General features: G+C 62.1%; 8 protein-coding genes. 7 read left to right on the top strand and 1 reads right to left on the bottom strand.

Annotated elements, in window-relative coordinates; translation table 11 throughout:
* Positions 1 to 22: 22 nt before the first annotated feature.
* Entirely contained in the window at positions 23 to 1531 is a 1509-nt protein-coding gene (locus BUC36_RS11530) for a M48 family metalloprotease (protein ID WP_073275263.1), read from the bottom strand.
* Positions 1532 to 1747: 216 nt separating this feature from the next.
* Between BUC36_RS11530 and BUC36_RS11525 the strand changes: the two genes are divergently transcribed.
* The 7 genes from BUC36_RS11525 to aceF all read left to right on the top strand — a co-directional run bounded on the left by BUC36_RS11525 (position 1748) and on the right by aceF (position 12360).
* A complete protein-coding gene (locus BUC36_RS11525) occupies positions 1748 to 2038 on the top strand; it encodes a sulfurtransferase TusA family protein (RefSeq protein ID WP_234994972.1) in 291 nt (96 codons plus the stop codon).
* Positions 2039 to 2054: 16 nt separating this feature from the next.
* A complete protein-coding gene (locus tag BUC36_RS11520) occupies positions 2055 to 3152 on the top strand; it encodes an AI-2E family transporter (RefSeq protein ID WP_073275262.1) in 1098 nt (365 codons plus the stop codon).
* A gap of 85 nt (positions 3153 to 3237) precedes the next feature.
* A complete protein-coding gene (locus BUC36_RS11515) occupies positions 3238 to 4341 on the top strand; it encodes a phosphoribosylaminoimidazolesuccinocarboxamide synthase (RefSeq protein WP_073275261.1) in 1104 nt (367 codons plus the stop codon).
* A gap of 189 nt (positions 4342 to 4530) precedes the next feature.
* Positions 4531 to 6888 carry a marine proteobacterial sortase target protein gene (locus tag BUC36_RS11510; protein WP_073275260.1) on the top strand — a complete coding sequence of 786 codons (2358 nt, stop codon included), beginning with the start codon at positions 4531 to 4533 and terminating at the stop codon, positions 6886 to 6888.
* A complete protein-coding gene (locus BUC36_RS11505; RefSeq protein WP_073275258.1) occupies positions 6888 to 7475 on the top strand; it encodes a class GN sortase in 588 nt (195 codons plus the stop codon). The genes BUC36_RS11510 and BUC36_RS11505 overlap by 1 nt, the downstream gene beginning before the upstream one ends.
* Before the next feature lie 498 nt (positions 7476 to 7973).
* Positions 7974 to 10643 (top strand): pyruvate dehydrogenase (acetyl-transferring), homodimeric type, encoded by a 2670-nt coding sequence (aceE, locus tag BUC36_RS11500; RefSeq protein ID WP_073275256.1) that lies wholly within the window; start codon positions 7974 to 7976, stop codon positions 10641 to 10643.
* Between the two features lie 28 nt (positions 10644 to 10671).
* Positions 10672 to 12360 (top strand): dihydrolipoyllysine-residue acetyltransferase, encoded by a 1689-nt coding sequence (gene aceF, locus BUC36_RS11495; protein WP_073275254.1) that lies wholly within the window; start codon positions 10672 to 10674, stop codon positions 12358 to 12360.
* Positions 12361 to 12461: the final 101 nt, after the last annotated feature.

Genomic DNA, 12461 nt, shown 5'->3' with positions numbered 1-12461 from the left:
CTTTTTGTTTCCGGAAATTTCTTTACAGCTCTTTCGCTTTTTCCTGCATCTTGATCACGTCTTTCATACGCTGTTCCAGAATCGCGTGCGTCTGGTAATCACTCTTGGCCATGCGGATGCCATGGCGCAGGTGCTGCAGGGCCTTGTCGAACACCCCGTTGAGAATGTAGTACTCGGCGCGGGCCTCGTGGACGCCGATGATATCGCCGGCCAGGCCGTGGGTCTCTGCCAGCAGGTACCAGACGGCGGGGTCTTTCTTGCGCAGCCGGCTGTGTTTGGCCAGGATGCGTTCCGCCGCCAGGTAGTTGCCCGCCTTGAAGTGGGCATTGGCCAGGCCCATGGTCAGGGCGTGGTCGCCGGGGTTTCTGTCCAGGGCGCGCTGCAGTCGCTTGGTGGCATTGGTGTAGTCGTGTCGGGTCAGATCGATATCGGCTCGCGCCAGCACGAATGCGGCCTTGTTGGGCTCGCGGTCGAGCAGCGGTTGCAGCGTCTCCAGCGCCGAGTCCGGTTTGCCGGCGGCGGTCTGCGCCAGTACCAGCCCGTAGCGGGCCGCATCCTCGCTGTCGTTGATACCGTTCAGTTCGGCTTGGAAGCGTTTGACCGCCTGTTGTGGCGTCGGCTCCACAGCCACACGGATGCGTGCGCGCATCAGGTGGTAGTCGCGGCTGTCATTCTCTTGAGCGGCGGGCATGCGGCTGGCGCGCAGTTTGGCGTCGGCGATCCGCTTTTCGGTAACCGGGTGGGTCAGTAGGAATTCCGGCGGCCGGCGATAGTAGCGGGTGGCCTTCAGCATCTGCTCGAACATCTCTCCGGCGGCCTCCGGGTCGCGACCGGACTTGGCCAGGGTCTCGATGCCGACGCGGTCGGCTTCCTGCTCGTTCTGGCGGCTGAAGCGCAGCTGGCTGTCCAGGGCCGCCGCCTGGGTGGCTGTCATGGCGGCAAGGCCGGCATCGCCGCCGGCAGTGGCGGCCAGCACCAGGGCGCCGAGCATGCCGGCGAGGGTGGGGATGGTGTTGTTGCGCTGCGCCTCCAGCGATCGCGCGTAGTGTCGCTGGCTCAGGTGCCCCAGTTCGTGGGCGATGACCGAGGCGAACTGGTCCTCGTTCTCCGCGAACAGAAACAGGCCGGTGTGGACGCCCATAATGCCACCGGGCACCGCGAAGGCGTTCATGGTGTCGTTCTTGACCACCACCACATCGATGTTCTTGTCTTCCAGCGGGCTGAATTCCGACAGACCCTTAACCGTGTTTTCCACGTACTGCTGCAGCAGGGCGTCGTTGGACGTAGGTACCTGGCTGCGGAACATGCGCAGCCACATCTGGCCGAGCTCTTTTTCCCGCGCGCGGGACACGACGCCGCTGCTGCTGTCGCCGAGTTCGGGCAGTTGGATCTGGTTGTCATCGGCGATTGCGGCGATGGGGCTGGCGCCGAGCAGGAATCCCATGCCCAGCGCCGCCAGGCCACCGCTGAGGCGCTGCCGCAGTGGGCGACGGGCAGATCGCCGGGGCTCAATTTGGTGGAGATCGGTCATCTTTCAGTACTGCTCGGTCTGCCTCGGTGAGATCTATAGCCCAACTCTATACCCTAGCTTGTCGGGCTGTCGAGGATTTGACCAGTGGGGCGAGAGAAGGTTCGCGAATTCGTGAACCGTGACCGCACGGCCTTATTGCGTCGGTTCGTCACAGCCATTGTGGTTGCACGGAATCTGGCGCAGTATCCGCGCTATAATCCGCCGCAAACAGCAATTGTGACCAAGGAGCAAATGACAGTATCCGTCGTCGAAAGCGACCTCAATGGGGGCGCGGACTGGGATGGCGCCGTGACGGTGGACGCGCGCGGACTGCCCTGCCCACAGCCGCTGCTGGCAATGCGCCGCGCCATGCGCGAGCATCCCGCGGGCACGCTGTTGCTGGTGCTGGCTAGCGATGAAGGCTCCTGGCGCGACTTCCACAGTTTCGCCGAACTGAGCGGCAGGTCGCTACTGCGCGCCGAGCGCTCCGAAGACTGTTTTTACTACTGGCTGCGTGCCGGCAAATAACGAGAATTAGGAATTCATGCTCGACATCGTCAAAGGTTGGATCAACCGCTATTTCAGCCAGGAAGAGGTGGTGTTGCTGGTACTGCTGTTGCTGGCGGCGCTGGTGGTGCTGGCCACATTGGGGCCGGTGCTGACGCCGGTACTGGCGGCGCTGATCATCGCCTTCCTGATGCAGGGCATGGTGCAACGACTGAAAAGCTGGAAGGTGCCCCACTGGCTCGCGGTCAGCCTGGCCTGTCTGGTGCTGGTGGGAATCATCGTCGCCTTGTTCCTGGTTGTACTGCCGATCATCTGGCGCCAGCTGGTACGGTTGTTCGCCGAGCTGCCGAATATGATCGACCAGGGGCAGCAGCTGCTGTTGTTACTACCCGAGCGCTATCCGCGCCTGATTACCGCGCAGCAGATTGACGATATCTTCAATACACTCGGCAGTGAGCTGGGTTCCGTGACCCAGACTCTGCTGACCTTTTCCCTCGCCAATCTGCCGATTCTGGCGGGTCTGCTGATCTACGCCGTGGTTGTACCGATCCTGGTCTTTTTCTTCCTGAAAGACTCCGACAAGCTGATTAACTGGTGCTCCGCCTTTCTCCCCCGGCAGCGGCCGATGATGCGCCAGATATGGCATGAAATGAATGACCAGGTCGCCAACTATGTGCGCGGCAAGGTCATCGAAATCGGCATAGTGGCGGCGGTCAGCTACGCGGCTTTCCTGCTGTTGGGGGTCAACTACGCGTTGCTGCTGGCGGTCGCGGTGGGTCTCAGTGTGCTGATCCCCTATATCGGTGCAGCAGTCGTCACTATCCCGGTGGCGGCGATCGGCCTGTTCCAGTGGGGCTGGAGCAGTGAGTTCTTCTACCTGATGATCGCCTACGGCATTATCCAGCTGCTGGACGGCAATGTGCTGGTGCCGCTGCTGTTTTCCGAGGCGGTCAATCTCCACCCGGTGGCGATAATTCTGGCGGTGCTCTTCTTCGGTGGCATCTGGGGTTTCTGGGGCGTTTTCTTTGCGATTCCGCTGGCGACCCTGCTGAAGGCGATAATGAATGCCTGGCCGACGAGTGAGCACCAGGCCGAGTGGCAGGCCAAGGAAGTTGCGGAGGGCGGTGCCGAGTAATCGGCGCTGTCCCCCTGTCTGGCTTCCGGGGCTTTTGCTAAAATCCCGCGCTTTCTTTTTAGCCCATCCCAAATAGGAATGACCCATGAGCCTGGCTGGTAAAGTACTGGCGGTCAACGACGATCTGCCGATCCGCACCGACAAGCCCGTTCACAGCGGTAAGGTCCGCTCGGTTTACTGGCTGACCGAAGCCGATAGCCGCCGCCTGATCGAAGAGAAGGGTTATCCGGTCGCCCCGGACGCCCCGCTGGCGGTAATGGTGATCTCCGATCGCATCTCCGCCTTTGACTGCATCTGGACCGGCGAGGGCGGCATGCACGGGGTGCCCGGCAAGGGCGCAGCGCTGAATGCTATCTCCAATCACTGGTTCAAGCTGTTCAGGGAGCAGGGGTTGGCCGACAGCCATATCCTCGATATCCCGCATCCGCTGGTGTGGATCGTGCAGAAGGCGCGACCGGTCATGATCGAGGCGGTTGCGCGCCAGTACATCACCGGCTCCATGTGGCGCTCTTATCAGAAGGGCGAGCGCGAGTTCTGTGGCATCGAAATTCCCGATGGCCTGCAGAAAGACCAGAAGCTGCCTGAGCTGCTGATCACCCCGTCCACCAAGGGCATCCTGAAAGGTATTCCCGGAGTGCCGGAAGCGGACGATGTGAACATCACCCGCGCCAATATTGAAGACAATTTCGAGGCGTTCAACTTCCGCTCGCAGGACGATATCGACCTGTACGAAAAGCTGCTGAAGGAAGGCTTCGAGGTAATCTCTGCAGAGCTGGAGAAACTGGACCAGATCTTCGTCGACACCAAGTTCGAGTTCGGCTATGTCACCGATGCTCACGGTGAAGAAAAGCTGATCTATATGGACGAAGTGGGCACGCCGGATTCCTCGCGTATCTGGGACGGTGCGGAGTACCGCAACGGCAAGGTGGTGGAAAACTCCAAAGAAGGATTCCGCCAGGCACTGCTGAACCACTTCCCGGATCCGGATATCCTGCTGAACAAGGATCGCATGCCGGAGCGCCAGGCCCTGGCTCGCGGCAACGAACTACCGGAATCCCTGTTGATGGATTTATCCGCGACTTACATTGGTATCGCCGAGAAGATCACTGGCAAGAAGCTGGAAATTTCCGACGATCCTAAGGCGGAACTGATCGAGGTCCTGCGCAAGGATTATGGTTTGGTCGATTAGGGGCCTGGGCGACCAACGCCTGGCAGACAAAAAAACCGGCGCTAGCGCCGGTTTTTTTGTTTCAGCACGCTGCGCCATTGCCATAATTCGCCACAATTCCCCCCCAATTCCGCCCTGATCCATTCCCGCTTTTGCCCGTTTGCCTTCTTTTAATTGTCACCAGTGCAAATCAAAACTGGAGAGACACTTGTGAGCAGGGCGATTTTTTCCGGCCAGCGTATACCGCGCGAGCTGCTGGTGCTGCCGACAGAAGAGTATTATCGGCGCCGCTACCGCAGCAGTAAGCGCGGCCGCTGGCTGCTGTTTCTGGTAACCGCGCTGGCGGTGCTTGTTGCCGCCGTCGGCGCACGGGCAGAGCCGCTGGCACAGGCCCAGCCGGAAACCGTCACGCTGAACGATGTGAAGGCCGGCGACCTGCTGTTCAGCGGCGCGCAGCAGGGCAGCTATGTTCCGGCGGTTCACCTCGGCAGTCACGCGCAGATCTCTGTGCGCGGCCTAGTGGCGGAAGTCCGCCTGCAGCAGGAGTTCACCAACCGCAGTGACGCCTGGCGGGAAGCGGTGTATGTGCTGCCGCTGCCAGAGCAGGCCGCCGTTGCCGGCCTGGAAATTGAGGTGGGCGATCGCCGCATTGTCGGCAAAGTGCGCGAGCGCGAGCAGGCGGCGAAGATTTACCGCGCCGCCCGCGCCGCCGGCAAGCGCGCGGCACTGCTGGAGCAGCAGCGCCCCAACCTGTTTACCAACAAGGTGGCGAATATTGCGCCGGGAGAAACGGTGCGCGTTTATATTCGTTACCTGCAAACGGTCGCCTATGAGGGTGGTGCCTTTAGCCTGCGGTTGCCGACAACATTGACGCCGCGCTACATCCCGGGCTCCGCTGTGGTGAATGCGGAGCTGACTGCCGACAGCAGCGGCTGGGCGCTGCCCACCGATCAGGTGCCGGATGCCGATAAGATCACACCCGTCATGCAGCCGGCCACCGAACTGACGCAGCTCGGCAGCCACAAAATTGCCATCAAAGTCGACCTCGAAAGCGGGCTGCCGCTGGCCGAGATTACCAGTCCTTATCACGATATCGATTTCAGCAAGAAAGACGATGGTCGCTACGCTGTCCAGTTGCGCAATGGTCCGGCAGTAATGGACCGGGATTTTGCGCTGCACTGGCGGCCGCGCCCTTCCGCACAGCCGCGGGCGGCACTGTTTGTCGAGCGCACAGCGCCGCCTGCCGACGCAGCCGGTCCGGCAGGCGGGAAACAAAAGGCGAGTACCTATCTGCAGGTCTTGTTAATGCCCCCGGACGCTACGTCGCAGGTGCGGCGCCTGCCGCGGGAAGTGGTCTATGTAATCGATACCTCCGGCTCCATGAGCGGCAATTCCATTCGCCAGGCCAAAGAGAGTCTGCTGCTGGCGTTGTCGCGCCTTCAGGGCGGCGACCGCTTCAACGTGATCGAATTCAATAGTGAAACCCGCGCGTTGTTTCCGCGCCCGGTGGCGGCCACTGGCGCCAATATCGGACACGCCCGCGCCCTGGTCGAGGGGCTGCAGGCGCGCGGCGGCACGGAAATGGCGCCGGCCCTGCGCCTGGCCCTGAGCCAGCAGCTGCCCGGCGACGACAGCCTGGTGCGGCAGGTGGTGTTTATCACCGATGGCGCCGTCGGCAATGAGCGCGCGCTGTTCGAGTTGATTCAGCAGTCCCTGCACAATACGCGCCTGTTTACCGTCGGCATTGGTTCGGCGCCGAACGGCCACTTTATGCGCAAGGCGGCGCAGTTCGGCCGCGGCACCTCCGTCACTATCGGCGACCTCGGCGAAGTCCAGGAGCGTATGCAGGCGCTGTTCACGAAGTTGGAGAATCCACTGAGCACAGGCCTGCAGTTGAGCTGGCCCCACGGCCTGGTTGTCGATGCTTACCCGAAGCGGATTCCGGACCTCTATCGCGGTGAGCCGCTGCAACTGGTGGCCAGAATCGATGGGGGCAAGCTGGGCGGCGACCTGCAGCTGCGGGGTCGCCTGGCCGGGCAGCAGTTTGTGCAGAAGCTGGCGCTCAAACACAGCGGTGCCGAGACTGGCAAGGGTATCGGCAGTGTCTGGGCGCGAAGCAAAATAGAAGCGCTGCGCGACCAGCAGCTGTCGGTGGGTGAAAGCAATGAGGCGGGCAGGGCCCTGCGCGAACAGATACTGCAGCTGGCATTGAATCACCAGTTGGCGAGTCCTTACACCAGCTTTGTTGCGGTGGAGCAAACAGTCGTGCGCCCCCAGGGCGAGGGGCTCTCCAGAAGCCCGGTGCCGAATGCGGTAGCACGCGGCCAGGTGTTGCAGCGCCAGACCTACCCGCGCACCGCAGCCGGCCTGCAGGCACAGCTGCTTGCCGCTGCCATCCTGCTCGCCATGGCCGGCCTATTGCGGCGGGGGCGTCTGGCAAGGGGCGCCGCCCTGCGGCGCCTGCGGGAATTGCTGCGCAGGCTGCTGCCCCAGCCCACCATTTCAGGGCGCTGTGTACGCGGATCCATAGAGCGCGACTCGGTTGGTGCCGGGGTGAGGGTTCGCTAATGCTGCGTGCCTTACTATACGCCGTTTGTCTGCTCGCGGGCCTGTGGCAGCTGGGCGGCGCTGCCTGGCTGCTGGCCAAGGCGGAGCTGGCACAGGTGCTGATCGAGGATGCCTGGGAAGAGCAACTGCTGACGGGGCAGGCGGCCAGGCCGTGGCCGTGGGCCGATACCTGGCCGGTGGCGCGGTTGCAGCTCGATGCGCAGGATCCGCTGGTAGTGCTGGCCGGTGCCAGTGGCCAGGCACTGGCATTCGGCCCGGGCCTGCTGGCGGGATCCGGCGAGCCCGGCAATCTCACCGAACCGCGCACCACGGTGATCGCCGCGCACCGCGATACGCATTTCGGCGAGCTGGGCCGGCTCAAGTCGGGCAGCCCGATACAGCTGCAGGACAATCGCGGTCGCTGGCACAGCTACCGGGTCACTGCGACGCGCGTGGTGGACAGCGAGCGCGAGCAGCTGCCGATCTTCGCCGAGCCCGGGCTGTTGCTGGTCACCTGCTATCCGTTCAATGCGATCGATCCGGGCGGGCCGCTGCGCTATGTCGTCTACGCGGAATATCTGCCCGGCGGCGAGTCGGTACAGTTGTGACCAAACCATCAATTCGGGACCGGATTTTGTAGTTGGATTTCCGCCTTCCCCCGCAATATCTTCCGTGCTTACGCCAGAATGGCAAATATTTGTTTTGCGATTTGGTTTTAATTGTTACTAATCGTCCTATCTGGAAAAAGTTTTGTAGTAATACTACAATCGCTCCCGCTTATAAGCCCGGGATGATAATTCGGCCGCCGCTGCGGCTCCCCGCCCGGTCTAGAATTCACAGTCAAAGATAAAGAATCGCGGCATTAGACAGGCGCCGTTTCCCCTCTCCGCCGCAGAAGTGGGCAGAGAAACCGATGAGTGAGGCCATGTACCTGTTCACCGGTTCCCGCCACTTTGCATTTCCGCCAACGATGGTGGTGAATTGGCGGAACAGCCGAAAAAAGGAAGCAATTTTCTGCCTGCTCTGTACTTTGCCCGGTTTCCGAAATTTACTCTGAAACAAGACACCGACTCGACGTCGCACAATTCGCCGAGGAGCATTGTTTGATGCACGAAGAAACTGACATTCAGGAAACGCAGGAATGGCTGGACGCGCTGCAGGCGGTCATCCGCCACAGCGGCAAAGAGCGCGCTGCGTTCCTGCTGAAGCAGCTGTCTGATCGCGCCACCAATATTGGCGTGGAGCTGCCGGCGGCCATCACTACCCCGTACCGCAATACCATCCCAACCCAGGCGGAAAAGCGTATGCCGGGCGACCTGTTCATGGAGCGCCGTATTCGCTCCCTGATCCGCTGGAACGCGCTGGCGATGGTGGTGCGCGCCAACTCCAACAGTGACAGCCTCGGCGGCCACATCGCGAGTTTCTCCTCCGCGGCCACCCTGTACGACGTTGCCTTCAATTACTTCTTCCGCGGTAACGAGGGTGAAGAGCGTGGCGACCTGATCTTCTTCCAGGGCCACAGCGCGCCGGGCATCTACGCCCGCTCCTATCTGGAAGGCCGCTTTGATGAAGACAAGCTGGACAACTTCCGCCGTGAAGTAAACGGTACCGGCCTGTCCTCCTACCCGCACCCCTGGCTGATGCCGGACTACTGGCAGTTCCCCACCGTATCCATGGGGCTGGGCCCGATCCAGGCGATCTATCAGGCGCACATCATGCGCTACCTGTCCGCACGCGACCTGTCGCCGCGCGGCGACCGCAAGGTGTGGGCATTCCTCGGTGACGGTGAATGTGACGAGCCGGAAACCCTGGGCGCCATTTCCATGGCCGGCCGCGAGAACCTGGAGAACCTGGTGTTCGTGGTCAACTGTAACCTGCAGCGCCTGGACGGCCCGGTGCGCGGCAACGGCAAGATCGTGCAGGAACTGGAAGGCGTCTTCCGCGGCGCCGGCTGGAACGTGATCAAGGTCCTGTGGGGTCGCCTGTGGGATCCGCTGCTGGAAAAAGACGACAAGGGGCTGCTGCAGAAAGTCATGGACGAAGTGGTCGATGGCGAGATGCAGAACTTCAAGGCCAACGGCGGCGCCTACACCCGCGAGCATTTCTTCGGCAAGTACCCGGAACTGCTTGAGATGGTCAAGGACATGTCCGACGACGAGATCATGAAGCTGAACCGCGGTGGTCACGACCCGTACAAGGTCTACGCGGCCTACGCCGAAGCCATGGCGAGCAAGGGCAAGCCCACAGTGATCCTGGCGCAGACCGTAAAAGGTTACGGCCTCGGTGCCGCCGGTGAAGCGGCGATGGATACCCACAACGTCAAGAAGATGGACACCGAGGCGCTGAAGCGCTTCCGCGATCGCTTCGCGATCCCGATTACCGACAAGGAAATCGAGGAAGTTCCCTATTACCGCCCGGCGCCGGACAGCCCGGAAATGAAATACATGGCCGAGCGCCGCAAGGCGCTGGGTGGACCGGTACCGTCCCGCAGTACCGAGGTGGCGAAGCTGGAAATTCCGGAACTGGACGCCTTCAGTGCGCTGACCAAGGGCTCCGGCGACCGCGAGATCTCCACCACCATGGCGTTCGTACGCGCGCTGTCGGTGCTGGTGAAAGACAAGAAGATGGGCAAGAACGTCGCGCCCATCGTGCCCGACGAAGCCCGTACCTTCGGTATGGAAGGGCTGTTCCGCCAGCTGGGTATCTACTCCTCCCAGGGGCAGAAATACACTCCGGTCGATCACGGCCAGATCATGTATTACAAGGAAGACAAGAAAGGCCAGGTGCTGGAAGAGGGCATCAACGAGGCCGGCGCCATGTCCGCGTGGATGGCGCTCGCCACTGCCTACAGCAACCACGGCGTACCGATGGTGCCTTTCTACATCTACTACTCGATGTTCGGTTTCCAGCGCATCGGCGACCTGGCCTGGGCGGCGGGCGACATGCAGGCGCGCGGCTTCCTGGTCGGCGCCACCGCCGGCCGCACGACGCTGAACGGTGAGGGCCTGCAGCACCAGGATGGCCACAGCCACGTGCTGTCTGCCACCATCCCCAACTGCAAGAGCTATGACCCGGCCTACGGTTACGACCTGGCAGTGATCATGCATCACGGCCTGAAGGAGATGTACGAAGAGCAGAAAAACCTCTTCTACTACGTCACCATCGAGAACGAAAACTACCTGCAGCCGGAAATGCCGCAGGGTGTCGAGGAAGGCATCATCCGCGGTATCTACAAGCTGGAAGGCAACTCCCGCAAGCCCGGCAAGGGCAAGGCGGCGAAGAAGCACGTGCAGCTGGTGGGTGCCGGTTCCATCCTGCGCGAAGTACTGGCGGCAGCGGATATCCTCGCCGACCAGTTCGGCGTGACCTCCGACGTGTGGAACCTGACCTCCGCCACCGAAGCGGCCCGCGAAGGCCAGGACGCGGCGCGCTGGAACATGCTGCACCCGACTGAAGCGCCGCGCCAGGCGTGGATCAGCGAGCAGTTTGCCGGCAACGAAACGCCGGTGATCATCTCTACCGACTACATCCGCGCCTATGTCGAGCCGCTGCGCGAGTTTATCGACGGCGACATGATCGCACTGGGTACCGACGGCTTCGGCCGCAGTGACAGCCGCGAACAGCTGCGCCGCTTCTTCGAGGTGGACCGCAACTATGTGACCATCGCCGCGCTGACCGGCCTGGCCAAGCAGGGCGTGATCGACGCCAGCGAGGTAGCGGACGCCATTAAGAAACTAAATGTCGACGCGGAAAAAGTTAATCCGCGCCTGGTTTAAGGTCCGCTGATTAAGGAAGGCAAACAACATGGCAAAACAAGTCATTAAAGTGCCTGATCTCGGCGGTGCCGATCAGGTTGATGTAATCGAAATCTCCGTCGCGGTGGGCGATACGGTCGCGGAAGAGGATGCGCTGATTGTCGTCGAGGGCGACAAGGCCTCCATGGACGTGCCGGCACCGGTGGCCGGCAAGATCCTGAGCCTCTCCATCAAGGAGGGCGACAAGGTCTCCGAGGGCGACGTGATCGGTGAGATCGAGACCGACGCCGGTGCGGCGGAGGAGGAAAAGCCCGCCGCGGAGCCGGAAAAAGAGGAGCCTGCCGAGAAGGAGGCAGAGGAGAAGCCGGCTGAGACTGCGGAAGCAGCGCCCGCTGGCGAAGCAACCGAACAGGAAATCAAGGTGCCCGACCTCGGCGGCGCCGATGCGGTGGACGTGATTGAAATCACCGTCGCTGCCGGCGACGAAGTGGGCGAGGGTGATTCCCTGATCGTGGTGGAGGGCGACAAGGCCTCCATGGATGTACCTTCGCCGGCGGCGGGCACCATCGTGTCCATCTCCGTGAAGGAAGGCGACAAGGTCTCCACCGGCGACGTGATCGGTGTGATGAAAACCGTTGCCGGCGGCGCGGCAGCAGCCCCCGCTCCGGCACCGGCCGCAGCACCTGAGGCGGCGGCAGCTCCCCAGGAGCCCTCCGCGGTGTCACAGGAGCCCTCAGCGGTTTCACAGGAGCCCTCAGCGGTTTCACAAGAGCCGCCGGCTGCGCCGCAGAAAGATTATCAGCTGGAGCGCGACCTCACGCCGTCCGCGGAAGTGTATGCCGGCCCGGCGGTGCGAAAGCTGGCCCGCGAGCTGGGGGTGACCCTGAACAAGGTGAAGCCCACCGGTCCCCGCAACCGCGTCACCAAGGACGACCTGCACGCCTATATCAAGGAACAGGTGAAGAAAGCCGAGAGTGGTGCGGTTGGTGTCGGCGGCGGTATTGGCATAGCGCCGATGCCGGACATCGACTTCAGCCAGTTTGGTCCGGTCAACGTGGAGCCGATGACCAAGATCCACAAGATCACCGCGGCCAACATGTCCCGCAACTGGCTGAACGTGCCCCACGTCACCCAGTTCGACGACGCGGATATCACCGAGCTGGAAGACTTCCGCAAGTCCATGAAAGCGGAGGCGGAAAAGCGCGGCGTGAAACTGACGCCGGTGCCCTTCCTGCTGAAAGCGGTTGCCGCTGCCCTGCGCGCCGAGCCGAGTTTCAATGTGTCACTGCACAACGACGGCGAGCACATTGTGCGCAAGGATTACGTGCACGTGGGCATGGCAGTGGACACCCCGAAAGGCCTGATGGTCCCGGTCATCCGCGATGTGGACAAGAAGGGCCTGTACGAGCTGGCGGAAGAAGCCACGGCGATGGCGCTTGCCGCCCGCGATGGCAAACTGAAGCCGCGCGACATGCAGGGCGCTTGTTTCACCATCTCCAGCCTCGGCGCCATTGGCGGCACCGGCTTTACGCCGATCGTCAATTCACCGGAAGTGGGTATCCTCGGCGTGTCCAAGCTGGCGGTGAAGCCGGTGTGGAACGGCAAGGAATTTGTGCCGCGGCAGATGCTGCCCCTGACGCTGTCCTACGACCACCGCGCAGTCAACGGTGGCGATGCCGGCCGCTTTATGACCTATCTGGTCGGTGTGCTCGGCGATGTGCGGCGCCTGCTGCTCTGATGTACTGAGCAGTCTGAAAAAGAGCGGCCTTGCGGCCGCTTTTTTTATGTCCCCAAACCGGGTTTGCGACGCCGGTCAAAAACTTGGTGTCCCGCGCAGTG

Source organism: Microbulbifer donghaiensis, assembly GCF_900129095.1.
GTDB lineage: Bacteria > Pseudomonadota > Gammaproteobacteria > Pseudomonadales > Cellvibrionaceae > Microbulbifer > Microbulbifer donghaiensis.
This window is presented reverse-complemented; position numbering and strand designations above follow the sequence as displayed.

Bases quoted from the DNA above. Each gene is read 5' to 3' on its own strand.
- aceE (WP_073275256.1), top strand. From the start codon at position 7,974: ATGCACGAAGAAACTGACATTCAGGAAACGCAGGAATGGCTGGACGCG.
- BUC36_RS11520 (WP_073275262.1), top strand. From the start codon at position 2,055: ATGCTCGACATCGTCAAAGGTTGGATCAACCGCTATTTCAGCCAGGAA.
- BUC36_RS11515 (WP_073275261.1), top strand. From the start codon at position 3,238: ATGAGCCTGGCTGGTAAAGTACTGGCGGTCAACGACGATCTGCCGATC.
- BUC36_RS11530 (WP_073275263.1), bottom strand. From the start codon at position 1,531: ATGACCGATCTCCACCAAATTGAGCCCCGGCGATCTGCCCGTCGCCCA.
- aceF (WP_073275254.1), top strand. From the start codon at position 10,672: ATGGCAAAACAAGTCATTAAAGTGCCTGATCTCGGCGGTGCCGATCAG.
- BUC36_RS11505 (WP_073275258.1), top strand. From the start codon at position 6,888: ATGCTGCGTGCCTTACTATACGCCGTTTGTCTGCTCGCGGGCCTGTGG.